Here is a 22,783-nt window from a genome sequence, read left to right as displayed (position 1 = left end):
TGGCGGGCCCTGTCGTGCCGCCGCGCCCCCTCCGCGACTCAGTGCCGCACGTCCCGCAGGTCCCGCATGTCCCGCACGTCCCGCCAGGCCCGCGGGATGGTCTCCGCGATGTCGTGGGCGCCGATCGGCGCGCCGTGCGCGGCGAGCCGGCCGGCCAGTCCGTGCAGATAGGCTGCCGCGCTGCCCGCGTCGAGGGCGGAGAGACCGGCGGCCAGCAGCGAACCGGCGAGACCTGACAGCACGTCACCGCTGCCGGCGGTGGCGAGCCAGGACGTGCCGGTCGGGTTGACCCGTACGGGACCCCCGTCCGGGTCGGCGACGAGGGTGGTGGAGCCCTTGAGGAGGACCGTCGCCCGGTAGGCGGCGGCGAGTTCGCGTACGGAGGCCAGCCGCGCGCCCTCGACCTGCTCGCGGGCCACCCCGAGCAGGGCGGCGGCCTCCCCGGCGTGCGGGGTCATCAGGGTGGGGGCGGTACGGGCGCGTACGGCGTCGCGGTCGGCGAGGCGCAGCCCGTCCGCGTCGATCAGTACGGGTACGTCGGTCTCCAGCACCTCGGCGACGGTGGCCGCGTCGTCCCCGGCTCCCGGTCCCGTCACCCACGCCTGCACGCGGCCCGCCTTGTGCGGCCCCTGGTCGGACACGAGCGTCTCCGGGAAGCGGGCGACGACGGCCTGCCCGGCCGGGCCGACGTACCGCACCGCGCCCGCACCGCCGCGCAGCGCGCCCGACACGGCGAGCACGGCCGCGCCCGGGTAGCGGGCCGAGCCCGCCGCGATGCCGACGACACCGCGCCGGTACTTGTCGCTCTCGGCGGCCGGCCGCGGCAGCAGCGCGGCCAGGTCGGCGTGCTGGAGCGCCTCAAGGTCGGGAGCGGCGGGCAGCTCGGGGCCGAGGCCGATGTCGACGAGGCGGACCGTGCCGGCGTACTCGCGGGCCGGGTCGACGAGCAGCCCCGGCTTGTGCGTGCCGAAGGTGACGGTCAGGTCGGCGCGCACGGCGTCGCCCGGCACCTGGCCGGAGTCCGCGTCCACGCCGCTCGGCAGGTCCACGGCGACGACGGCCGCGCCGGAGCGTGCCGCGCGCTCGGCGAGCGGCGCGGCGTCGGCGCGCAGACCGCCCTTGCCGCCGATGCCGACGATGCCGTCGACGACGAGGTCGGCCCGGTCGATGGCCTCCTCGGCACCGCCGTCCCGGGCCACGCCGCCGCCCGCCCGGCGCAGCGCGGCGAGGCCGCCGGGGTGGGTGCGGCCGGGCGCGAGCAGCACCGCCGTCACCCCCGCGCCGCGCCGGGCCAGCCGGGCCCCGGCGTACAGCGCGTCGCCGCCGTTGTCGCCGCTGCCGACCAGCAGCACCACCCGGCGTCCGTACACCCGCCCGAGCAAGTCGGCGCTCGCGGCGGCGAGTCCGGCGGCGGCCCGCTGCATGAGGGCGCCGTCGGGGAGCCTCGCCATGAGCGCGCGCTCGGCTGTCCTGACCGTCTCAACGCTGTACGCGGTACGCATGCGGTCGAGTCTGCCCCGGATGCGTCCGGTCCCGCACGCGGACCGACGACCGGCGCGGTGGCGCGGGCGTCAGCCCTCCGCGATCACCACGGCCGAGGCCACGCCCGCGTCGTGGCTCAGGGACACGTGCCAGGAGCGGACGCCCAGTTCCGCGGCCTTGGCGGCGACCGTGCCGGTCACCCGCAGCCGCGGCCTGCCGGAGTCCTCGACGTACACCTCCGCGTCGGTCCACAGCAGCCCGGCCGGCGCGCCGAGCGCCTTGGCGAGCGCCTCCTTGGCGGCGAACCGGGCGGCCAGCGACGCCATGCCCCGGCGTCCCCCGCCGGGCAGCAGCAGCTCACTCTCCACGAACAACCGCGCCGCCAGCCCGGGCGTCCGCTCCAGCGACGCCGCGAACCGGTCGATCTCGGCCACGTCGATACCGACCCCGATGATGCTCATGCGGAGCAGCTTAGGACGCGGTACCCCGGGTCAGGCGGCGGCGAGTTCGCACCAGACGATCTTGCCGCGGTTGCCCTCCCTGGCCAGGGGCTGCCAGCCCCACAGGTCGGAACAGGCCCGCACGAGCGCCAGCCCGCGTCCCTCCTCGCCCTCGCCCACGCGTTCCAGTGGCACGGGCGGCTCGGGGGGTGCGGGGTCGGCGTCCCACGCCCCGATCCGCAGCACCCCCGCGGCCCACCGCAGCCGGAGCGCGGCGGGCCCCTTGGTGTGCCGTACGGCGTTGGACACCAGCTCGGCCGCGAGCAACTCGGCCACGTCGACGAGCCGGATGAGCCCGTGCATGGTCAGGATCAGCCGGAGGGTCCGCCGACTGACGGTGACGGCGCGGAGGTCGTTGGGGATGTAGAGGCAGTATTCCCAGGGTTCGGCAGCGGTTTCGGGCATGCCTCAACTCCGTTCTGTCGGTGACCGGTTGCGATGGGATTCCGCAGCGTGAACGCCACATCACCGACGGTAGGTATAAATCTAGAGACGCCGCAAGCCGATCCCGTAACCTGACCCCGAACGAGTCTCGAACCGAGGAGCGGTCGACCGTGAGGCGCGAACCAACGGCACGCCAGATGCGTTTGGCGACTGAACTGCGCAGACTCCGCGAGGCAGCAGGTCTCAACGCCCGCCAGGCGGCTGCGCTGCTCGGAGTGAACCCCGCCCAGATCACCCATATCGAGTCCGGACTCGCGGGCGTGAGTGAGCAACGGCTTCGCCGTCTCGCGTCCCACTACGCCTGCACGGACGAGGAGTTCGTCAACGCCCTGGTGGCGATGGCCACCGACCGGACGCGCGGTTGGTGGGAGGAGTACCGGGGCTCGCTGCCCACGCCGTTCCTCGATCTCGCAGAGCTGGAGCACTACGCCACATACCTACGGGAGGTCGCGCTGCTGTACGTCCCCGGTCTACTGCAAACCGAGGACTACGCCCGCGCCGTGTACTCCTACAGAGTCCCGGAACTGCCCGCCGACGAGACCGAGTTGCGCGTCCGGCACCGCGCGGAACGCAGGGTGATCCTGGCAGACACCGCCGTCCCCTATGAAGCGGTCATCCACGAGGCCGCCCTCAGAATCAGAGTGGGCGACCGGACCGCAGCACGGGCTCAGCTCGCACAGATTCTGGAGCTGTCCCATGCGGACCAGGCAACGGTGCGGATCATCCCCTTCGACCTCGACGGCTTCGCCGGAGCCACCAGCACGATGAAGTACGCGGGCGGCCTCGTACCCAAGTTGGACACGGTGGTGCGGGATGGACCGAACGGCACTTCGTTCGTCGACTCGGAAGCGCAGCTCGCCGCCTTTCGAACGCTCTTCCGTAAAGTGGAGTCTGTATCACTTGACCCCGCTCGGTCGCGTGACTTCATCCACAGGCTGACGAAGGAACTGTGAGGCAGGTCCATGGCCACCCCTGACAACTGGCGGAAGTCGTCCTACTCCGGCCCCGGCGACGGAAACGACTGCGTCGAGATCGCCACCTCCCCCACCCACATAGCCGTCCGGGACTCGAAGACCCCGGCCGGAGGCATCGTCACGCTTCCGGCCGACGTCTTCAGCAGCTTCGTAGAGGCACTGAAGCGTCACTCCACCGTGACGGACTTCGCCAGGTTCCGCGGCTGATCCACCTCGTTGCCCCGCGCGGTCGCGAGTTCGCAGGCGAAGACCTGCAACGGGACCGTGGCGACCAGCGGCTGGAGCAGCGTCGGGGTGGCCGGGATACGGATCAGGTGGTCGGCGTACGGGGCGACCGCCTCGTCGCCCTCCTCGGCGATCACGATCGTGCGGGCGCCCCTCGCCCGGATCTCCTGGATGTTGGAGACGATCTTGTCGTGGAGGAGGGACCGGCCCTGCGGGGACGGCACCACCACGACCACCGGCAGATCCTCGTCGATCAGCGCGATCGGCCCGTGCTTCAGCTCGCCCGCCGCGAAGCCCTCGGCGTGCATGTACGCCAGCTCCTTGAGCTTCAGGGCGCCTTCGAGGGCGACGGGATAGCCCACGTGCCGGCCGAGGAACAGCACCGTGTTCTTGTCGGCGAGCGAGCGCGCCAGCGCCCGTACCGGCTCCATCGTCTCCAGGACCCGCTCGACCGCGCCGCCGATCCGGGACAGGTCGCGGATCACGACCTGGATCTCGTCGCCCCACTTGGTGCCGCGGACCTGGCCCAGGTACAGCGCCACCAGGTAGCAGGCCACGAGCTGGGTCAGGAACGCCTTCGTCGAGGCGACCGCGACCTCCGGACCCGCGTGGGTGTAGAGGACCGCGTCCGACTCGCGCGGGATGGTCGAGCCGTTGGTGTTGCAGATGGCCAGCACCTTCGCGCCCTGCTCACGGGCGTGCCGAAGGGCCATCAGTGTGTCCATGGTCTCGCCGGACTGGGAGATGGCGATGACGAGGGTCTGGGCGTCCAGGATGGGGTCCCGGTAGCGGAACTCGCTGGCGAGTTCCACCTCGCAGGGGATCCGCGTCCAGTGCTCGATGGCGTACTTGGCGATCATGCCCGCGTGGAAGGCCGTACCGCAGGCGATGATGACGACCTTGTCCATCTCGCGCAGCTCGGCGGCGGAGATGCGGACCTCGTCCAGCGTCAGGGAGCCGCCCGCGTCGATGCGGCCGAGCAGCGTGTCGGCGACCGCCTTGGGCTGCTCGGCGATCTCCTTGAGCATGAAGTAGTCGTAGCCGCCCTTCTCCGCGGCCGCCGCGTCCCAGTCGACGTCGTAGGAGCGGACGTCGGCGGGCCGGCCGTCGAACCCGGTGACCGTCACCCCGTCCCGGCGCAGTTCCACGACCTGGTCCTGGCCCAGCTCGATGGCGGAGCGGGTGTGGGCGATGAACGCGGCGACGTCGGAGGCGAGGAAGGCCTCGCCCTCCCCGACGCCCACGACCAGCGGGGAGTTGCGGCGGGCGCCCACGACCACGTCCGGCTCGTCGGCGTGCACGGCGACCAGCGTGAACGCGCCCTCGAGGCGCCGGCACACCAGCCGCATGGCCTCGGCGAGGTCGGCGCTCGCGGAGTACTCCTCGGCCAGCAGGTGCGCCACGACCTCGGTGTCGGTCTCGGAGTGCAGCTCGTGCCCGCGCTCGGTCAACTCGGCCCGCAACGCGGCGAAGTTCTCGATGATGCCGTTGTGGACGACGGCGACCCGCCCCGAGTTGTCCAGGTGCGGGTGGGCGTTGCCGTCGGTGGGCCCGCCGTGGGTGGCCCACCGGGTGTGCCCGATGCCCGTGGAACCGGACGGCAGCGGTCGGTCCGCGAGCTCCTTCTCCAGGTTGACCAGCTTTCCGGCCCGCTTCGCCGCCGCCAGCCCGCCGTCCGCGAGCACGGCGACGCCGGCCGAGTCGTAACCCCGGTACTCCAGCCGTTTCAGACCGGCCATCACGACTTCGAGTGCCGACTGCGACCCCACGTATCCCACGATTCCGCACATGGGCGGCAGCCTACGGGCCCGCACCCACCGAAAGTGGCTACTTCGTGCCCGAAATCGGAAATTCCCACCGGGGCAGGAAGGGCCCCGGTGGGTCACGCCATCACTTCAGCTTGGCGAGCTGCGCGTCGACGAGCGCCGTGGGGAAGTCGAAGTCCTTGCCCGAGACTGCCGCCGCGAGGTTGATGGCGGGGATGTAGACGACGGTGGCGCCCTTGCGGACGACGACCGCCTTCGCCGGCGCCTTCACGCCGTCGGCGTTCATGGTCTGCGTCACGGCGAACGCCTCGTCGGCGCCTCCGGGCGCCTGGGTCACGGTCACCTTGGCGATCCCGGTCCTGGTGCCGTCCGCGGTGTAGGAGTACCCGCCGGTGCACTTCTCGGCGGCCGTCCGGAGGTCCTTCAGCGCCTGCTCGGCGCCGCCGTCGTCGTAGGAGGCGAGGGTCACGATGACCTTCTCCCGGTCGAGTCCGGCCAGCAGGGCGACCTTCGGGTCGCTGCCCGCCGCGGGCTTCTTCGCGTCGGCCAGCCACGACCGCTTCACGGTGGCGGCGGGCGTGCCCACCCAACTGCCGGCCTGAAGGAGCGCCAGCGGCTTGCAGGCGGCGTCGCCGGTCGTCACCTTGTCCTGGGCGACGTCGTCCCTCGCCGGCACCTTGGTGGTGACCTTGCCGCTCCTGACGTCCGCCTGGGTGAGCGCGGCCTTCTGCAACTCGGCGGCGCCCAGCGCCTTGGCCGGGGCGGCGGAGGCGGTCTTGTCCGCCTGCGCAGTCCTGCCGTCGCCGGCCTTCGCGTCCTTGCTGTCGGAGGAACCGCCGCAGGCGGTGGCGAGCAGGACCAGGGCGGCGGTGGACGCGGCGAGCGCGGTACGGCGAACCACGGGGGAACTCACGGAAGGACACTCTCTCTCTTCGGACCGGCGGACGGTCTCCGCGGACGGTCTCCGCACTCTACGTCCCGCACTCCTTGAAATGATCATGATTAAAGGGCCCGGTATCCGACCGTGACGCCGACGTGATCTCCGATCCCCCCGCCGACGTGACACAGCCCACCCTGCGCACTGTTCAAACTCCGTTAACAATGGAATGTGATCTCTCCGGTCTCCTCGATGCCCCGGAGCGCCCACCGGTCCCGGCCGGAGGCGACTCCCTACGTCGACCTCACCCGCGCCGAGTGGAGCGCGTTGCGTGACAAGACGCCGTTGCCGCTCTCCGCCGCGGAGGTCGAGCGACTGCGCGGTCTCGGCGACGTGATCGACCTCGACGAGGTGCGGGACATCTACCTGCCGCTGTCCCGGCTGCTCAACCTCTACGTCGGCGCCACGGACGGGCTGCGCGGCGCGCTGAACACGTTCCTCGGCGAACAGGGTTCCCAGTCCGGGACGCCCTTCGTGATCGGGGTGGCGGGCTCGGTCGCCGTGGGCAAGTCGACCGTCGCCCGGCTGCTCCAGGCACTGCTGTCCCGCTGGCCCGAACATCCGCGGGTCGAGCTGGTCACCACCGACGGGTTCCTGCTGCCCACGCGGGAGTTGGAAGCGCGCGGGCTGATGTCGCGCAAGGGCTTCCCCGAGTCGTACGACCGGCGGGCCCTGACCCGGTTCGTCGCCGACATCAAGGCCGGCAAGGACGAGGTGACCGCGCCCGTCTACTCCCACCTCATCTACGACATCGTCCGCGGCGAGGAGCTGACCGTACGGCGCCCCGACATCCTGATCGTCGAGGGCCTGAACGTGCTCCAGCCCGCGCTGCCCGGCACGGACGGCCGCACCCGGGTCGGACTCGCCGACTACTTCGACTTCAGCGTGTACGTCGACGCGCGCACCGAGGACATCGAGCGCTGGTACCTGGACCGGTTCGGCAAGCTGCGCATGACGGCCTTCCAGGACCCGTCCTCGTACTTCCGCAAGTACACCCAGGTGTCCGAGTCGGAGGCCCTCGACTACGCGCGCAGGATGTGGCGGACCATCAACAAGCCGAACCTGGTGGAGAACATCGCGCCCACCCGGGGCCGTGCCACGCTCGTGCTGCGCAAGGGCCCCGACCACAAGGTGCAGCGGCTGAGCCTGCGCAAACTCTGACGTCTACGCTGCCGCCATGCTGCATCTGCGCCTGATCACACCGTCCGACCAGACCGACGCCGTGGTGCGTCTGATCGAGAGGACGGTCGGCACCGCGCACCTCGTCGTACTGCCCTCCGCCGCCCGCAGCCCGGCCGGTGACGTGGTCCTGTGCGACGTCGCGCGCGAGGCCGGCGACGAACTCCTCGACGGGCTGCGGGAGCTGGGCATCGAACGGAGCGGCTCCGTCTCCGTCGAGAGTCCCGACCTGACGCTCTCCGCCCAGGCCGAACGGGCGGAGAAGGCGGCGCCCGGCGAGGGCGCGGACGCGGTGCTGTGGCAGGAACTGACGGAGGCCACGCACGAGGAGTCGACGCTGTCGGTCACCTACCTCGCGTTCATCACGCTGGCCACCATGATCGCCGCCTGTGGTGTGGTGCTCGACAACGCCGTCCTGATCGTCGGCGCGATGGCCGTGGGGCCGGAGTTCGGGCCGCTGGCGGGCATCGGCACGGCCCTGGTGCGGCGGGCGCCGCGGCTGGCCCTGCGCTCGCTGATCGCCCTGCTGGCCGGCTTCGCGCTGGCGATGGCGGTCACGGCGGGCTTCGCGCTGTTCATGGACGCCGTCGGGCTGTTCAGCAAGGCGAAGCTGGAGGGCCCCCGGCCCAACACCGCCTTCGTCTACGCCCCCGACGCGTTCTCCTTCGTCGTGGCGGTCCTCGCCGGAGCCGCGGGCACGCTCTCGCTGACGTCCGCCAAGTCCGGCGCCCTGATCGGTGTGGCCATCTCCGTGACCACCGTCCCGGCTGCCGCCAACGCGGCCGTCGCGCTCGCCTACGGCGACACCAACCAGACCGTGGGCTCGACGGTCCAGCTTCTGCTGAACATGCTCGGCATCGTCCTGGCCGGCACGCTCACCCTGCTCGCCCAGAAGTGGTTCTGGGCGAGGCAGCGCGAGCGCACGTCCAAGGCCGGCCAGTACCTGCCGTAGGGTCCGTCAGCCGAGCGCCGACTTCACCGAATCGGCCAGGCGGCCCGCCACCGAGCGGGCCTGCTCGATGTCCGCGGCCTCGACCATCACCCGGACCAGCGGCTCGGTGCCCGACGGGCGCAGCAGCACCCGGCCGGTCCCGCCCAGCTCCCGCTCCGCCTCGGCGACCGCGGCGGCGAGGTCGGCGGAGGTCTTCACCCGGGTCTTGTCCACGTCGGGCACGTTGATGAGGACCTGCGGCAGGCGCTCCATCACGGAGGCCAGCTCCCGCAGGGAACGGCCGGTCCCGGCGACCCGGGCGGCCAGCATCAGACCGGTGAGCGTGCCGTCGCCGGTCGTGGCGTGGTCCAGGATGATGACGTGGCCGGACTGCTCGCCGCCGAGGGCGTAGCCCTTGTCCTTCATCTCCTCCAGCACATAGCGGTCGCCGACGGCGGTCTGCACGAGCTGGATGCCCTCGCGCTCCATGGCCAGCTTGAAGCCCAGGTTCGACATCACGGTCGCGACAACGGTGTCGGAGCGCAGTACGGAACGCTCCCGCATCGCCAGCGCGAGCACGGACAGGATCTGGTCGCCGTCGACCTCCTCGCCCGTGTGGTCCACGGCCAGGCAGCGGTCGGCGTCGCCGTCGTGCGCGATGCCGAGGTCGGCGCCGTGCTCGGTGACGGCGGCCTTGAGCGGGCCGAGGTGGGTCGAGCCGCAGCCGTCGTTGATGTTCAGGCCGTCCGGGTCGGCGCCGATGGTGACGACCTCGGCCCCGGCGCGGCGAAAGGCCTCCGGGGAGACGCCGGACGCGGCGCCGTGAGCCTCGTCGAGCACGATCTTCAGGCCGTCGAGCCGGTTCGGCAGGACGCCGACGAGGTGGGCGACGTAACGGTCGAAGCCCTCGTCGTAGTCACTGACCCGGCCCACGCCGGCGCCCGTCGGGCGGTTCCAGGGCGCGCCGGTGCGGTGCTCCTCGTAGACGGACTCGATCCGGTCCTCCAGCTCGTCGGCGAGCTTGTGACCGCCCCGGGCGAAGAACTTGACGCCGTTGTCGGGCATGGCGTTGTGGCTGGCCGACAGCATCACGCCGAGGTCGGCGCCGAGCGCCCCGGTCAGGAACGCCACCGCCGGCGTCGGCAGCACGCCGACCCGCAGGACGTCCACGCCCGCGCTCGCGAGGCCCGCGACCACGGCCGCCTCCAGGAACTCCCCGGACGCGCGCGGATCCCGTCCGACCACCGCCTTCGGCCGGTGGCCCTCGAAGGTGCCCGCCTCGGCCAGCACGTGCGCCGCGGCGACCGAGAGGCCGAGCGCCAGCTCGGCGGTCAGGTCCGCGTTGGCGACACCACGGACGCCGTCCGTGCCGAAGAGTCGTCCCACTTGTCCTCCTGAGGAAGCGTCAGTTCGAGAAGAGGGCCGGTCCGTGGGCCGGTCCATGGCATTCGACGCTCCGGGCATCCGATCACACCAGCCGTTGAGCACCTTGTGCCGTTATACGCCCAAGCTTTGCGATAAACGAACGCCCCGGAGGCACATAGGCGTGCCGCCGGGGCGTTCGGAGTACGTGCAGGGGCGCCGTCGAGATTAGCGCTTGCTGTACTGCGGGGCCTTGCGGGCCTTCTTCAGACCGGCCTTCTTGCGCTCGACCGCACGGTCGTCACGACGCAGGAAGCCCGCCTTCTTCAGGGCGCCGCGGTTGTTGTCGACGTCGGCCTCGTTCAGGGCGCGGGCGACACCGAGGCGGAGGGCGCCGGCCTGACCGGAGACGCCGCCACCGGCGATGCGGGCGACGACGTCGTAACGTCCCTCGAGTTCGAGCACCTTGAAGGGCTCGTTGACTTCCTGCTGGTGCACCTTGTTCGGGAAGTAGTCCTCGAGGGTGCGACCGTTGATCTTCCACTTGCCGGTGCCCGGGACGATCCGGACGCGGGCGATGGCGTTCTTGCGGCGGCCCAGGCCGGCGGCCGGCTGCGGCTCGCCGAAACGGGAGGCCATCGACTCCGAGGTGTACTCGCCCTCGACGGGGACCTCGGACTCGGTGGTGTAGCTGTCGATGTCAAGCTCTTCGAGCGGCTGCTCGGCAGTGGTCTCGGCCACGATTCTCCTCAGATTCTCTTCAGTCTTAGGGGGTGGCCGGACTTACTGCGCGACCTGGGTGATCTCGAACGGCACCGGCTGCTGGGCGCCGTGCGGGTGCTGGTCACCCTTGTAGACCTTCAGCTTCGAGAGCATCTGACGGCCCAGGGAGTTCTTGGGGAGCATGCCCTTGACGGCCTTCTCGATGGCCTTCTCCGGGTTCTTGTCGAGCAGCTCGTCGTAACGGACGGAGCGCAGACCACCCGGGTAGCCGGAGTGGCGGTACGCCATCTTCTGGGTCCGCTTGTTGCCGGAGAGGTGGACCTTGTCCGCGTTGATGATGATGACGAAGTCACCAGCGTCGACGTGCGGCGCGTAGATCGGCTTGTGCTTGCCCCGCAGAAGGGTGGCGGCGGTGGACGCCAGGCGGCCCAGGACGACGTCCTGGGCGTCAATGACGTGCCACTGGCGCGTGATGTCGCCGGGCTTGGGGCTGTACGTACGCACGGTTCGTAGCCTTCGCTTCTTCAGTGAGTGGTCCTGACAAGGTCACCAAAGACGATCACGACAGCCCTGACCGCACAGCGGTGACGCAAACCGCGTGCTGGTCGCTGGTCATCGGCCCGGTGGACCGGTGTAAGGGCCCGTCCCGTGAGAATGAGCAAGCCAATACACAACGAAGATGCAGGATACCCGTGGCGCCCTTGCCGGGTCAAAACGGTGTGCGACCGCGGGTCCCGGCGGCTACCGCAGCGCGTTCCCGCACCGCGATCCCGGCCACTCGACGGCTGGTGTCGGCCGTCGGCGCGTCGCTTTGTACCGGCGTGCACCGAAGGCCCCGGGAGCGCGGCCACGGGCGGCGCGGAGGGCCCTCGGAGCCCGTCTAAGATGCGCCCCATGAGTTATGGGCAGGGGGGCTCGCAGTCCCAGTGGGATCCCTGGAAACCGAATTCTGAGCAGTCGCCGAACAGCGGGGGCGGCGGTCAGACCCCCGACTGGGCCGCGCTCGCGGACGCCTCGGAGGCACGGAGCAGACGGCGCCGGCTGCTGTTCATCGGCGGTGGCGTGCTCGCGACCGCCGGGATCGGCGCCGCCGTCGCCATGGCCGTGGTGTCGGCGAACGGCGACAACAACGCGTCCGGGGGGCAGGCCGGCCAGCTGCCCGGCGTCAGCGCCCTGCCGAGCGGCTCCACCACGGCGCCGTCCTTCGCCCCGACCACCGCCCCGCCTCCGCTGGATCCGAAGGACTTCATATCCAGCGCGAAGAAGGACACGGCCCCGCTCAGCGCGGACACGCTCTTCCCGGGCGCCAAGCTGACCATGGGCGAGACCGTGTACAAGAAGGGCCCCACGGACGACAGCAAGAACTGCGCCGCGGCCGCCCAGGGCACGCTCGTCAAGGCCCTCACGGACAACGACTGCACCCGCCTGCTGCGGGTGACCTACAGCCGGGGCGGCGTCGCGGTCACGGTCGGCATCGCCGTCTTCGACACCGAGGCGCAGGCACTCGAGGCGAAGAGCGCGACGGACAACAAGAGCATCATCAAGCCGCTGTCCGGCGGCGGTATCAAGGCCTTCTGCAACGGCGCCGTCTGCCGCTCCACGACCAACTCCTACGGCCGCTACGCCTACTTCACCCTCACCGGCTTCACCAACGGCACGAGCGTGACGAACAAGGACACCGCGGCCTTCCGGGCCGGCGACGACCTCGCCGAGTTCTCCTTCCAGCAGATCCGCCGGCGCGGCGAGACCCAGGCGTCGGCGGCGGCCGGCCAGTAACAGCCGGCCGCCCGCCGTACGGGGGAGGCCGCGGCCGCTCAGCAGCAGCCGGCCGCCGGCAGGGACCGCCTGTTGCGCGCCTCCCGGCTGCGCGCGGCCAGCAGCTCGTCGGCCGGGTAGCCGACCTCCTCCAGGGTCAGCCCGTGCGGCCGCACGACGTGCACCGCGGAGTCCCGCACCCCGGCGGCCAGCACCTTCCCCGGCCAGTCCGGGGGACGGTGGCCGTCACCGACGAACAGCAGCGCCCCGATGAGCGAGCGCACCATGTTGTGGCAGAACGCGTCGGCCCGAACGGTGGCCGTGATGACGCCGTCCCCGCCGCGTTCGAGGCTCAGCTCCTGGAGGGTGCGGATGGTGGTGGCGCCCTCGCGCCTCTTGCAGTAGGCGGCGAAGTCGTGCTCGCCGAGCAGCCGCCGCGCGGCCTCGTTCATGGCGTCGACGTCGAGGGGCCAGTCGTGCCACAGGACATGGCCCCGCAGCAGCGGGTCGACACCGCCGGGATTGTCGGTGACACGGTAGGCGTAGCGGCGCCAGACGGCCGAGAACCGGGCGTTGAAGCCGCTGGGCGCGGGCCGCAGCGCCCACACCCGCACATCCCTGGGCAGCCGGCCCGCGAGCCGCTTGAGCAGCTTCTCGTGGTGCTCGCGCCAGACGCGCTCGGGCAGGTCCACGTGCGCCACCTGGCCCCGGGCGTGCACCCCGGCGTCGGTCCGTCCGGCCACGGTCAGCTCGTACGTCTGAGCGGACCGCGTGACCGTGCGCAGCGCGTCCTCGATCTCCCCCTGCACGGTCCGCCTGCCGCCGGCCTGCTTGGCCCAGCCGTGGAAGGCGGTGCCGTCGTAGGACAGGTCGAGACGGACGCGGACATGACCGGGCTGTACTTCGTCACTCACGTGCAGATCCTCTCAGGGCGCATCCCTCGGGAAGAAACGCGGAAGCGGGCCCGCCCCCGAGGGGCGGACCCGCTTCCTACGTCAGGCAGTGCCTCAGGCGTCCTTGGACTCTTCGGCAGGAGCCTCGGTGGCCTCGGCCGGAGCCTCGTCCGCCTTGGTCTCCTCGGCCTTGGCCTCCTCGGCCTCCTTGACCGCACGCTTGGTGGCGGCCTCGGCCTCACCCACGGCGTTCTGCTGCACCGTCAGCGCCTCGACCAGCTCGATCACGGCCATGGGCGCGTTGTCGCCACGGCGGTTGCCGATCTTGGTGATGCGGGTGTAGCCACCCGGACGGTTCTCGTAACGCGGGCCGATCTCGGTGAAGAGCGTGTGCACGATGCTCTTGTCCGTGATGACCTGGAGCACCTGGCGGCGGTTGTGAAGGTCGCCCTTCTTCGCCTTGGTGACCAGACGCTCGGCGTACGGGCGCAGGCGGCGGGCCTTCGCCTCGGTGGTGGTGATGCGGCCGTGCTCGAACAGCGCCTTCGCGAGGTTCGCGAGGAGCAGCTTCTCGTGCGCGGCGCTGCCGCCCAGACGGGCACCCTTGGCGGGCTTCGGCATGATTCTTCTCCTAGGTGTCTGCCCCGGCCGTATCAGGTACCGGGGTCAGTATCCGAGCGAGCGGTTGCCCGTCGGAGATCCGGACAGGGCCCCGAAGGGGCCCGTCCGGAAGGGGCGCGGGGAACTGCGCGACCAGCCACAACCGGTCCGCAGACACAGTACGGCCTCCCCGCGGAGCGCTCAGTACTGCTCGGTCTCCACGAAACCGGCATCCGCGTCGTCGTCCGCGCCGAAGGCGTCCGCGGCGGCGGTCGGGTCGAATCCGGGCGGGCTGTCCTTCAGGGCCAGGCCCATGCCGGCCAGCTTCGCCTTGACCTCGTCGATGGACTTCGCACCGAAGTTGCGGATGTCCAGCAGGTCCGCCTCGGAGCGCGCGACCAGCTCACCCACGGAGTGGATGCCCTCGCGCTTGAGGCAGTTGTAGGAGCGGACCGTGAGCTCCAGCTCCTCGATCGGCAGCGCCAGGTCGGCGGCCAGGGCGGCGTCCGTCGGGGACGGACCCATGTCGATGCCCTCGGCGTCGATGTTGAGCTCGCGGGCCAGACCGAACAGCTCGACCAGGGTCTTGCCGGCCGACGCCATGGCGTCACGCGGACGCATGGCCTGCTTGGTCTCGACGTCGACGATCAGCTTGTCGAAGTCGGTGCGCTGCTCGACACGCGTGGCCTCGACCTTGTACGTGACCTTGAGCACCGGCGAGTAGATCGAGTCGACCGGGATACGGCCGATCTCCTGGCCCACCTGCTTGTTCTGCACGGCGGAGACGTAGCCGCGACCGCGCTCGACGGTCAGCTCCATCTCCAGCTTGCCCTTGCCGTTGAGCGTGGCGAGGACGAGGTCGGGGTTGTGCACCTCGACACCGGCCGGGGGCGCGATGTCGGCGGCGGTGACCAGACCCGGGCCCTGCTTGCGCAGGTACATCACGACCGGCTCGTCGTGCTCCGAGGAGACGACCAGCTGCTTGATGTTGAGGATCAGGTCGGTGACGTCCTCCTTGACGCCCGGCACGGTGGTGAACTCGTGCAGGACACCGTCGATGCGGATGCTGGTGACAGCGGCACCGGGGATCGACGACAGGAGGGTACGGCGAAGGGAGTTGCCGAGGGTGTAGCCGAAGCCCGGCTCCAGCGGCTCGATCACGAACCGGGAGCGGAACTCGTCGACGACCTCTTCGGTCAACGAGGGACGCTGAGCGATCAGCATGAGTGGATCAGATCCTTCAGTCGTGGGCGCCCGCTATATGACGCCCGACCAGGCCGCACCGGAAAGGTGCGGGTATTGCAAGGGTACGGGCGGCACGACCGGAAAAGGCCGTACCGCCCGGAGACCTGCGTGAAGCAGCCGTGCCTCAGACGCGGCGGCGCTTCGGCGGGCGGCAGCCGTTGTGCGGGGTCGGGGTGACGTCCTGGATGGAGCCGACCTCGAGACCGGTGGCCTGCAGGGAGCGGATCGCGGTCTCACGGCCGGAGCCCGGACCCTTGACGAACACGTCGACCTTGCGCATGCCGTGCTCCTGGGCGCGGCGGGCGGCCGACTCGGCGGCCATCTGCGCGGCGAACGGCGTGGACTTCCGGGAGCCCTTGAAGCCGACGTGGCCGGCGGAGGCCCAGGAGATCACGTTGCCGGACGGGTCGGTGATCGAAACGATGGTGTTGTTGAACGTGCTCTTGATGTGCGCGTGGCCGTGAGCGACGTTCTTCTTTTCCTTGCGGCGCACCTTCTTGGCAGCGCCCTGACGTCCCTTGGGGGGCATGTCGAAAACTCCTACGGGAGGTGGTCGGTCCTACAGCGAAGACCGCTGGACGGCGAGTGTCGCTGCGGACTACTTCTTGCCCGGCTTCTTCTTGCCGGCGATGGCGCGACGCGGACCCTTGCGGGTGCGGGCGTTGGTGCTGGTGCGCTGACCGCGGACGGGCAGACCGCGGCGGTGACGCAGACCCTGGTAGCAGCCGATCTCGACCTTGCGGCGGATGTCGGCCTGGATCTCGCGACGGAGGTCACCCTCGGTCTTGATGTTGTTGTCGACGTACTCGCGGATCGCGACGAGCTGCTCCTCGGAGAGGTCGCGGACGCGGGTGTTCGGGTCGATGTCGGTGGCGGCCAGCGTCTGCTGGGCCAGGGTCCGGCCGATGCCGAACACGTAGGTGAGGGCGACCTCCACACGCTTTTCGCGCGGGATGTCAACACCGGAAACGCGTGCCATTCAATGGCTCCAGTTGATCTTCGGAGGTCTTCCACAGGACCGCCTCCCGGCCGCCGGCCTCTTTATTTCAAAGAGTGGGTACGAACCGGGTCCCCGGCCTCCGAACCGGGGGTATCGAGCCGCGCTGGGCTCGGGTCCTGCGTATGAACAATTCAGCTCGCGTCGCGCGAATCTCTGCGAGAGGAGTGCAGAGGGTTCGGTCGGTCGTACGTCAGCCCTGGCGCTGCTTGTGGCGCGGGTTGTCGCAGATGACCATGACCCGGCCGTGACGGCGGATCACCCTGCACTTGTCGCAGATCTTCTTGACGCTCGGCTTGACCTTCATGGGATGTGAGGTTCTCCGGGTCAGTTGCCGGCGGCCCCGCGAGGAACGTGGGGCCTGGGCAAGATCTACTTGTACCGGTAGACGATCCGGCCACGCGTGAGGTCGTACGGAGACAGCTCCACCACGACCCGGTCGTCAGGGAGGATGCGGATGTAGTGCATACGCATCTTGCCGCTGATGTGTGCCAGGACCTGGTGGCCGTTCTGGAGCTCGACCTTGAACATGGCGTTCGGCAGAGACTCGACGACAGTGCCCTCGATCTCGATGGCACCTTGCTTCTTGGCCACGCTTCGCCCTTCGAATCGACTACCTTGATCGACTCTGTGTTCCGCATGCGGACATGCGGATGCATGAGAGCCGACGAGTCAGTCTACGTCAGCCCTCTGCGAAAGACGAATCGAGAAAGTCTGCCCCAGCTCCGAGATCATCATGCGACCGGGTCCGAGCCGGACCGGCGGGAGCAAGGGGGCGGGCACCTTTTCAGGCCGGCGGGCCCGACCCCGCGGCCCGGCCGGTCAGCCCAGGGGGTCCGGCGCGGCCGTGATGCCGTGCTCGGCCGGCTTCGCCCTGCCGCCGTCCGGGGCCGACCGGTTCCTCACGCCCCTCTCGCGGGCGCGGCGCCGGGGCGCCTTACAAGCTTCGAGCGGCTGCGCCGGCCTCCGGCCGGCGGTCGTCCGCGCCATGGCGGTCAGCCCAGGGGGTCCGGCGCGGCCGTGATGCCGTGCTCGGCCAGCTTCGCCCTGCCGCCGTCCGGGGCCGTCAGAACCAGCGGGCCCTGCTCGGTCAGCGCCACCGAGTGCTCCCAGTGGGAGGACCAGGTGCCGTCCGTGGTGATGACCGTCCAGTCGTCCTCGAGGACGTGGGTCTTGGCGGTGCCCAGGGAGACCATCGGCTCGATGGCCAGGCAGAGGCCGGGGACCAGCTTCGGGCCCTTGCCGCGCCGCCGGTCGACGTAGTTCAGCAGGTGCGGGTCCATGTGCATCTCGGTGCCGATGCCGTGGCCGCCGTAGTCCTCGATGATGCCGTAGCGGCCGCCGCCGGGCTTCGGCTGGCGGCGGATGTAGGTCTCGACGGCCCGGGAGATGTCCACCAGGCGGTTGCCCTGCTTCATGGCGGCGATGCCGGCCCACATCGACTCCTCGGTCACCCGGGAGAGCTCGATCAGCTCCGGGGAGTGACCGGAGCCGACGAACGCGGTGAAGGCCGCGTCGCCGTGCCAGCCGTCGATGATCGCGCCGCAGTCGATGGAGATGACGTCCCCGTCCTTGAGGACGACGTCGTCGGAGGGGATGCCGTGGACCACGACCTCGTTCACGGAGGTGCAGATCGTCGCCGGGAAGCCGCCGTAGCCGAGGAAGTTCGGCTTGGCGTTGTGCTCGGCGAGCACCTTGCGGGCCACCTGGTCCAGGTCCTTGGTGGTCGCCCCGGGCACGGCCGCCTCGCGCGTGGCCGCGTGGATGGCGGCGACGACCAGCCCCGCCTCACGCATCTTGGCGATCTGCTCGGGGGACTTGATCTGCACCATGGGGACTACGGCCTTTCTCGGACCGGAAGGAAGACGGACACCCTCAACAATACGGGGAAGCGAAAACCCGCCCGTGCACACGTCGGCCGCGGCCCCCTGGGGGAACCGCGGCCGAGCAGCGCGGTCAGTCGCGCTTCAGCGCCTCCAGCGCGCGCTGCGTGATCTTGTCCACCGGACCGAGCGAGGAGATCGTCACGACCAGGCCCTGCGCCCGGTAGTAGTCGATGATCGGCTCGGTCTGCGTGTGGTAGACCTCCAACCGCTTGCGCACGGTCTCCTCGGAGTCGTCGTCCCGCTGGTACAGCTCACCGCCGCAGACGTCGCAGACGCCCTCCTTCTTCGGCGGGCTGTACGTCTCGTGGAAGACGTGCGCCGAGTCGTTGCGGCAGGTGCGGCGACCCGCGATGCGCTTGACGACCTCGTCCTCGGGGACCTCCAGGTCGAGGACCGCGTCGAGCTTCATGCCCTCGCTCTGGAGCAGCTTGTCCAGCGCCTCGGCCTGCGACACATTGCGCGGGAAACCGTCCAGCAGGAAGCCGCCCTCGGCGTCGGGCTGCTCCATGCGGTCCTTGGCCATCGCGATGGTGACCTCGTCGGGGACCAGGTTTCCCGCGTCCATGTAGGACTTCGCGAGCTTGCCGAGTTCCGTCTGCCGGCTGATGTTGGCGCGGAACAGGTCGCCCGTGGAGATGTGCGGAATACGCAGCTTCTCGGCTAGGCGTGTGGCCTGTGTTCCTTTGCCGGCACCCGGCGGTCCGACGAGGACGATTCGCATCAGCGGAGGAACCCTTCGTAATTGCGCTGCTGGAGCTGGCTCTCGATCTGCTTCACCGTCTCGAGTCCGACACCCACGATGATGAGGATGCTGGTCCCGCCGAAGGGGAAGTTCTGGTTCGCCCCGAAGCCGACCAACGCCATTGTCGGTACGAGAGCGATCAGGCCCAGATACAGCGAACCCGGCCAGGTGATCCGGTTGAGCACGTACGAAAGGTACTCAGCGGTCGGTCGGCCAGCCCGGATGCCCGGGATGAAGCCACCATACTTCTTCATGTTGTCGGCGACTTCTTCGGGGTTGAAGGAGATCGCCACATAGAAGAAGGCGAAGAACACGATCAACAGGAAGTACATCGTGATGTAGATCGGGTGATCGCCCTTGGTCAGGTTCTGCTGGACCCAGGTCTTCCATCCGGAGTTGCCGCCGGAGAACTGAGCGATGAGTGCCGGAATGTAGAGCAGCGAAGAAGCGAAGATGACGGGGATCACGCCCGCCTGGTTGACCTTCAGCGGGATGTACGTCGACGTACCACCGTAGGAACGGCGGCCGATCATGCGCTTGGCGTACTGCACCGGAATACGGCGCTGGGCCTGTTCGACGAAGACCACCAGGCCGACCATGACCAGGCCGACGAGGATGACGGTGCCGAATTCGATCCAGCCCTCGGCGAGCTTGCCCTGCTTCTTGATGGCCCAGAGCGCGGACGGGAAGGTGGCGGCGATCGAGATGAACATCAGGATCGACATGCCGTTGCCGATACCGCGGTCGGTGATGAGCTCACCGAGCCACATGACCGTGGCCGTACCGGCGGTCATCACGATCACCATGACGATCGTGTTGAAGATCGCCTGGTTCGGGACGATGTTCCCGGCGGCCGAGCATCCGGAGAACAGGGCGCCGCTGCGGGCGGTGGCCACCAGGCCCGTGCCCTGGAGGATGGCGAGCGCCACCGTCAGGTAACGGGTGTACTGGGTGATCTTCGCGGTGCCGGACTGGCCCTCCTTCTTGAGGGCCTCCAACCGCGGGATCACCACGGTCAGCAGCTGAAGGATGATGCTCGCCGTGATGTACGGCATGATGCCCAGAGCGAAGATCGTGATCTGCAGCAGCGCACCGCCGCTGAACATGTTCACCAGGCCGAAGAGGCCCTGGTTGCCCGAGGCCTCGCTGACACACTGCTGAACAGCCTTGTAGTTGACACCCGGGATCGGGATGTGGGTACCGACGCGGTACACCACGATGATGCCGAGCGTGAAGAGCAGCTTCTTGCGCAGGTCGGGCGTCCTGAACGCCCGGGCGAAGCCGGTGAGCACGGTGCCTCCTGCGACCCCCGCGCAAGTGCGTCAGGGTGACGGTCTTGAGGTTCGACGATAAAGAACGGTGCAGGCCACCTTACCGGCGACACTGCCTCCCTGAGAACGACCAACCGGGGATACCTCATTGTGAGGTACCCCCGGTCGGGACCGCTTTACGTCATCGGGCTCAGACGAGCTCGGTGACAGAACCGCCGGCGGCGGTGATCTTCTCCTTGGCGGAGCCGGAGACGGCGTCCACCGTCACCTGCAGCGCCACGGAGACCTCGCCCTGGCCGAGGACCTTGACGAGGCTGTTCTTGCGAACGGCACCCTTGGCCACCAGGTCCTCGACCGTGACCTCGCCACCCTCGGGGTAGAGCGCGGCCAGCTTGTCGAGGTTCACGACCTGGTACTCGGTCTTGAACGGGTTCTTGAAGCCCTTCAGCTTCGGGAGGCGCATGTGCAGCGGCATCTGGCCGCCCTCGAAGCGCTCCGGAACCTGGTAGCGGGCCTTGGTGCCCTTGGTACCACGACCGGCCGTCTTACCCTTGGACGCCTCACCACGACCGACACGGGTCTTGGCGGTCTTGGCGCCCGGGGCGGGACGGAGGTTGTGGATCTTCAGCGGGTTCTGCTCCGCCATGATCAGTCGACCTCCTCGACCGTCACGAGGTGGCGGACGGTGTGCACCATTCCGCGGAACTCGGGGCGGTCCTCCTTGACGACCACGTCGCCGAGCTTCTTCAGCCCGAGCGAACGCAGGGTGTCACGGTGGTTCTGCTTGCTGCCGATGTAGGACTTCGTCTGCGTGATCTTGAGCTGCGCCATCACGCACCCGCCCCGGCACGCGCACGGAGCAGGGCCGCGGGGGCCACGTCCTCCAGCGGCAGACCGCGGCGGGCCGCGACCTCCTCGGGACGCTGCAGGCCCTTGAGGGCCTCCACCGTCGCGTGCACGATGTTGATCTGGTTGTCGGAGCCGAGCGACTTCGACAGGATGTCGTGGATACCGGCGCACTCGAGCACGGCGCGCACCGGACCACCGGCGATAACGCCGGTACCCGGGGCCGCGGGCTTGAGCAGCACGACGCCGGCAGCCTTCTCACCCTGGATCGGGTGCGGGATGGTGCCCTGGATCCGGGGGACCTTGAAGAAGTGCTTCTTGGCCTCCTCAACGCCCTTGGCGATGGCGGCCGGCACCTCCTTGGCCTTGCCGTATCCGACACCCACGGTGCCGTCACCGTCGCCCACCACGACCAGCGCGGTGAAGCTGAAGCGACGACCACCCTTCACAACCTTGGCGACGCGGTTGATCGCGACAACGCGCTCAACGTACGCGGTCTTCTCGGCGGCAGCTGCGCCGCCGTCACGGCCCTTCCGGTCCCGCCGCTCGCCGCCACCGGCACCGCCACCGCGGCGCTGGGGTCCAGCCATTGGAATTACCTCTCTCTGTTTCCGCTAGCTCGCAACAGCGAAGAATCGCTGCCGCGACGGGCGACTCAGAACTTCAGTCCGGCCTCGCGGGCGGCGTCCGCCAGAGCGGCGATGCGCCCGGCGTACTGGTTTCCACCACGGTCGAACACGACGGCCTCGACACCGGCGGCCTTGGCACGCTCGGCGACCAGGGCGCCGACCTGCTTCGCCTGCGTCGACTTGTCGCTCTCGCCACCGCGGATCGAGTTGTCCAGGGTGGACGCCGATGCCAGGGTGTGGCCCTTCAGGTCGTCGATCACCTGCGCCACGATGTGGCGGTTGGAGCGGGTCACGACCAGACGGGGACGCTCCGCCGTGCCGGAGATCCGCTTGCGGATCCGGATGTGGCGGCGCTTGATCGCGGCGCGCTTGTAGGCGTCGCCCTTGAGGATCTTCTGCCCGTATGCCATGGCTTACTTACCCGCCTTTCCGACCTTGCGGCGGATGACTTCGCCCTCGTACCTGACACCCTTGGCCTTGTACGGGTCGGGCTTGCGCAGCTTGCGGATGTTGGCCGCAACCTCGCCGACCTTCTGCTTGTCGATGCCCTCGACCGAGAAGCGGGTCGGGGCCTCGACCTTGAAGGTGATGCCCTCGGGCGCCTCGATGGTGATCGGGTGGCTGTAGCCGAGCGCGAACTCCAGGTTCGAGCCCTTGGCCGTCACGCGGTAACCGACACCGCTGATCTCGAGCTTCTTCACGTAACCCTGGGTCACGCCGGTGATCATGTTCGCCACCAGCGTGCGGGACAGGCCGTGCAGGGCCTTGTTCTGACGCTCGTCGTTGGGGCGGGTCACCTGCAGGGTGCCGTCCTCGCCCTTGGCGATCTCGATCGGCGCCACGACGGTGTGGGTCAGCGAGCCCTTGGGGCCCTTGACCGAGACCGTACGGCCGTCGATGGTGACGTCCACGCCGGCGGGAACCGCGATGGGGAGCTTGCCGATGCGCGACATAGCTGTTTCCTCCGTTCCCTTCCGTTACCAGACGTAGGCGAGGACTTCCCCACCCACGCCCTTCTTGCCGGCCTGCTTGTCGGTGAGGAGCCCGTAGGACGTGGAGATGATCGCCACGCCGAGGCCGCCGAGCACCTTCGGCAGGTTGGTGGACTTCGCGTACACCCGGAGACCGGGCTTGGAGATCCGCTTGATGCCCGCGATGGAGCGCTCACGGTTGGGGCCGAACTTCAGCTCCAGGACGAGGTTCTTGCCGACCTCGGCGTCCTCGACCTTCCAGCCCGTGATGAAGCCCTCCTGCTGGAGGATCTCCGCGATGTGCGACTTGATCTTCGAGTGCGGCATCGACACGCTGTCGTGGTATGCCGAGTTCGCGTTCCGCAGACGCGTGAGCATGTCTGCGATCGGATCAGTCATGGTCATGAATTGGCCTTCGGCCTCTC

The 22,783-nt window shown here is 69.5% G+C and carries 29 protein-coding genes; 5 read left to right on the top strand and 24 right to left on the bottom strand.

Annotation, left to right across the window (positions count from 1 at the left end; translation table 11 throughout):
• Positions 1 to 38: 38 nt before the first annotated feature.
• The 3 genes from ACF09J_RS21995 to ACF09J_RS21985 form a co-directional block, all read right to left on the bottom strand.
• The gene (locus ACF09J_RS21995) at positions 39 to 1,502 is read right to left on the bottom strand and encodes an NAD(P)H-hydrate dehydratase (protein WP_392307117.1); all 1,464 of its coding nucleotides are present in this window, start codon (positions 1,500 to 1,502) and stop codon (positions 39 to 41) included.
• A 69-nt stretch (positions 1,503 to 1,571) separates the two neighbouring features.
• A complete protein-coding gene (locus ACF09J_RS21990) occupies positions 1,572 to 1,943 on the bottom strand; it encodes a holo-ACP synthase (protein WP_392307116.1) in 372 nt (123 codons plus the stop codon).
• Positions 1,944 to 1,973: 30 nt separating this feature from the next.
• Positions 1,974 to 2,387 carry an ATP-binding protein gene (locus ACF09J_RS21985; protein WP_392307115.1) on the bottom strand — a complete coding sequence of 138 codons (414 nt, stop codon included), beginning with the start codon at positions 2,385 to 2,387 and terminating at the stop codon, positions 1,974 to 1,976.
• Between the two features lie 176 nt (positions 2,388 to 2,563).
• Between ACF09J_RS21985 and ACF09J_RS21980 the strand changes: the two genes are divergently transcribed.
• The gene (locus tag ACF09J_RS21980) at positions 2,564 to 3,379 is read left to right on the top strand and encodes a helix-turn-helix domain-containing protein (protein WP_392307185.1); all 816 of its coding nucleotides are present in this window, start codon (positions 2,564 to 2,566) and stop codon (positions 3,377 to 3,379) included.
• A gap of 9 nt (positions 3,380 to 3,388) precedes the next feature.
• A complete protein-coding gene (locus ACF09J_RS21975) occupies positions 3,389 to 3,607 on the top strand; it encodes a DUF397 domain-containing protein (RefSeq protein ID WP_392307114.1) in 219 nt (72 codons plus the stop codon).
• On the opposite strand, the gene glmS is transcribed toward ACF09J_RS21975, so the two are convergent.
• Positions 3,568 to 5,415: a glutamine--fructose-6-phosphate transaminase (isomerizing) gene (gene glmS / locus ACF09J_RS21970; protein ID WP_392307113.1), complete on the bottom strand. Its 1,848-nt coding sequence runs from the start codon at positions 5,413 to 5,415 to the stop codon at positions 3,568 to 3,570. The genes ACF09J_RS21975 and glmS overlap by 40 nt on opposite strands.
• 100 nt (positions 5,416 to 5,515) lie before the next feature.
• The gene (locus tag ACF09J_RS21965; RefSeq protein WP_392307112.1) at positions 5,516 to 6,304 is read right to left on the bottom strand and encodes a hypothetical protein; all 789 of its coding nucleotides are present in this window, start codon (positions 6,302 to 6,304) and stop codon (positions 5,516 to 5,518) included.
• Positions 6,305 to 6,520: 216 nt separating this feature from the next.
• Between ACF09J_RS21965 and coaA the strand changes: the two genes are divergently transcribed.
• Positions 6,521 to 7,489, top strand: coding sequence for a type I pantothenate kinase (gene coaA, locus ACF09J_RS21960; RefSeq protein ID WP_392307184.1), 969 nt, complete (start codon positions 6,521 to 6,523; stop codon positions 7,487 to 7,489).
• Between the two features lie 16 nt (positions 7,490 to 7,505).
• Positions 7,506 to 8,459 (top strand): DUF389 domain-containing protein, encoded by a 954-nt coding sequence (locus ACF09J_RS21955; protein ID WP_392307111.1) that lies wholly within the window; start codon positions 7,506 to 7,508, stop codon positions 8,457 to 8,459.
• A gap of 6 nt (positions 8,460 to 8,465) precedes the next feature.
• On the opposite strand, the gene glmM is transcribed toward ACF09J_RS21955, so the two are convergent.
• From glmM to rplM, 3 genes are all read right to left on the bottom strand, one after another.
• On the bottom strand, positions 8,466 to 9,824 hold the full coding sequence (gene glmM, locus ACF09J_RS21950) for a phosphoglucosamine mutase (RefSeq protein ID WP_392307110.1): 1,359 nt from the start codon (positions 9,822 to 9,824) through the stop codon (positions 8,466 to 8,468).
• A gap of 204 nt (positions 9,825 to 10,028) precedes the next feature.
• Positions 10,029 to 10,541, bottom strand: a complete 513-nt coding sequence (rpsI, locus tag ACF09J_RS21945) for a 30S ribosomal protein S9 (RefSeq protein WP_148026541.1) — start codon at positions 10,539 to 10,541, stop codon at positions 10,029 to 10,031.
• 42 nt (positions 10,542 to 10,583) lie between these two features.
• Positions 10,584 to 11,027: a 50S ribosomal protein L13 gene (rplM, locus tag ACF09J_RS21940; RefSeq protein WP_030173943.1), complete on the bottom strand. Its 444-nt coding sequence runs from the start codon at positions 11,025 to 11,027 to the stop codon at positions 10,584 to 10,586.
• 390 nt (positions 11,028 to 11,417) lie between these two features.
• Here rplM and ACF09J_RS21935 point away from each other — a divergent pair, with 390 nt between their 5' ends.
• Complete coding sequence (locus ACF09J_RS21935; protein ID WP_392307109.1) at positions 11,418 to 12,299, top strand: hypothetical protein; 882 nt, start codon at positions 11,418 to 11,420, stop codon at positions 12,297 to 12,299.
• Positions 12,300 to 12,337: 38 nt separating this feature from the next.
• On the opposite strand, the gene truA is transcribed toward ACF09J_RS21935, so the two are convergent.
• From truA to rpsH, 16 genes are all read right to left on the bottom strand, one after another.
• Entirely contained in the window at positions 12,338 to 13,192 is an 855-nt protein-coding gene (gene truA, locus ACF09J_RS21930; RefSeq protein ID WP_392307108.1) for a tRNA pseudouridine(38-40) synthase TruA, read from the bottom strand.
• Positions 13,193 to 13,285: 93 nt separating this feature from the next.
• Positions 13,286 to 13,792: a 50S ribosomal protein L17 gene (gene rplQ, locus ACF09J_RS21925; protein WP_392307107.1), complete on the bottom strand. Its 507-nt coding sequence runs from the start codon at positions 13,790 to 13,792 to the stop codon at positions 13,286 to 13,288.
• A gap of 180 nt (positions 13,793 to 13,972) precedes the next feature.
• Complete coding sequence (locus ACF09J_RS21920) at positions 13,973 to 14,995, bottom strand: DNA-directed RNA polymerase subunit alpha (protein WP_003966937.1); 1,023 nt, start codon at positions 14,993 to 14,995, stop codon at positions 13,973 to 13,975.
• 145 nt (positions 14,996 to 15,140) lie between these two features.
• Positions 15,141 to 15,545, bottom strand: coding sequence for a 30S ribosomal protein S11 (gene rpsK, locus ACF09J_RS21915; protein ID WP_003956432.1), 405 nt, complete (start codon positions 15,543 to 15,545; stop codon positions 15,141 to 15,143).
• Positions 15,546 to 15,614: 69 nt separating this feature from the next.
• Positions 15,615 to 15,995, bottom strand: coding sequence for a 30S ribosomal protein S13 (gene rpsM, locus ACF09J_RS21910; protein WP_392307106.1), 381 nt, complete (start codon positions 15,993 to 15,995; stop codon positions 15,615 to 15,617).
• Between the two features lie 211 nt (positions 15,996 to 16,206).
• Complete coding sequence (rpmJ, locus tag ACF09J_RS21905; RefSeq protein ID WP_003974245.1) at positions 16,207 to 16,320, bottom strand: 50S ribosomal protein L36; 114 nt, start codon at positions 16,318 to 16,320, stop codon at positions 16,207 to 16,209.
• A gap of 65 nt (positions 16,321 to 16,385) precedes the next feature.
• Positions 16,386 to 16,607 carry a translation initiation factor IF-1 gene (gene infA / locus ACF09J_RS21900; protein ID WP_003948620.1) on the bottom strand — a complete coding sequence of 74 codons (222 nt, stop codon included), beginning with the start codon at positions 16,605 to 16,607 and terminating at the stop codon, positions 16,386 to 16,388.
• A 401-nt stretch (positions 16,608 to 17,008) separates the two neighbouring features.
• The gene (map, locus tag ACF09J_RS21895; protein ID WP_392307105.1) at positions 17,009 to 17,845 is read right to left on the bottom strand and encodes a type I methionyl aminopeptidase; all 837 of its coding nucleotides are present in this window, start codon (positions 17,843 to 17,845) and stop codon (positions 17,009 to 17,011) included.
• A 124-nt stretch (positions 17,846 to 17,969) separates the two neighbouring features.
• On the bottom strand, positions 17,970 to 18,620 hold the full coding sequence (locus ACF09J_RS21890; protein WP_392307104.1) for an adenylate kinase: 651 nt from the start codon (positions 18,618 to 18,620) through the stop codon (positions 17,970 to 17,972).
• Positions 18,620 to 19,933, bottom strand: coding sequence for a preprotein translocase subunit SecY (secY, locus tag ACF09J_RS21885; RefSeq protein ID WP_141366356.1), 1,314 nt, complete (start codon positions 19,931 to 19,933; stop codon positions 18,620 to 18,622). The genes ACF09J_RS21890 and secY overlap by 1 nt, the downstream gene beginning before the upstream one ends.
• A 169-nt stretch (positions 19,934 to 20,102) precedes the next feature.
• Positions 20,103 to 20,558 (bottom strand): 50S ribosomal protein L15, encoded by a 456-nt coding sequence (rplO, locus tag ACF09J_RS21880; RefSeq protein WP_018564817.1) that lies wholly within the window; start codon positions 20,556 to 20,558, stop codon positions 20,103 to 20,105.
• 2 nt (positions 20,559 to 20,560) lie between these two features.
• Complete coding sequence (rpmD, locus tag ACF09J_RS21875) at positions 20,561 to 20,743, bottom strand: 50S ribosomal protein L30 (RefSeq protein ID WP_392307103.1); 183 nt, start codon at positions 20,741 to 20,743, stop codon at positions 20,561 to 20,563.
• Positions 20,743 to 21,348 (bottom strand): 30S ribosomal protein S5, encoded by a 606-nt coding sequence (gene rpsE / locus ACF09J_RS21870; RefSeq protein WP_392307102.1) that lies wholly within the window; start codon positions 21,346 to 21,348, stop codon positions 20,743 to 20,745. Before rpsE ends, rpmD begins: the two co-directional genes overlap by 1 nt.
• 65 nt (positions 21,349 to 21,413) lie before the next feature.
• Positions 21,414 to 21,797 (bottom strand): 50S ribosomal protein L18, encoded by a 384-nt coding sequence (gene rplR, locus ACF09J_RS21865; protein ID WP_392307101.1) that lies wholly within the window; start codon positions 21,795 to 21,797, stop codon positions 21,414 to 21,416.
• A 3-nt stretch (positions 21,798 to 21,800) separates the two neighbouring features.
• Positions 21,801 to 22,340 carry a 50S ribosomal protein L6 gene (rplF, locus tag ACF09J_RS21860; protein ID WP_392307100.1) on the bottom strand — a complete coding sequence of 180 codons (540 nt, stop codon included), beginning with the start codon at positions 22,338 to 22,340 and terminating at the stop codon, positions 21,801 to 21,803.
• 24 nt (positions 22,341 to 22,364) lie between these two features.
• Positions 22,365 to 22,763 (bottom strand): 30S ribosomal protein S8, encoded by a 399-nt coding sequence (rpsH, locus tag ACF09J_RS21855; RefSeq protein WP_100569749.1) that lies wholly within the window; start codon positions 22,761 to 22,763, stop codon positions 22,365 to 22,367.
• Between the last annotated feature and the right edge of the window lie 20 nt (positions 22,764 to 22,783).

Source organism: Streptomyces sp. NPDC014889, from assembly GCF_043081205.1.
In the GTDB taxonomy this organism is placed as follows: domain Bacteria; phylum Actinomycetota; class Actinomycetes; order Streptomycetales; family Streptomycetaceae; genus Streptomyces.
Note: the sequence above shows the minus strand (reverse complement) of the source record. Positions and strands in the feature narration are given on the sequence as shown.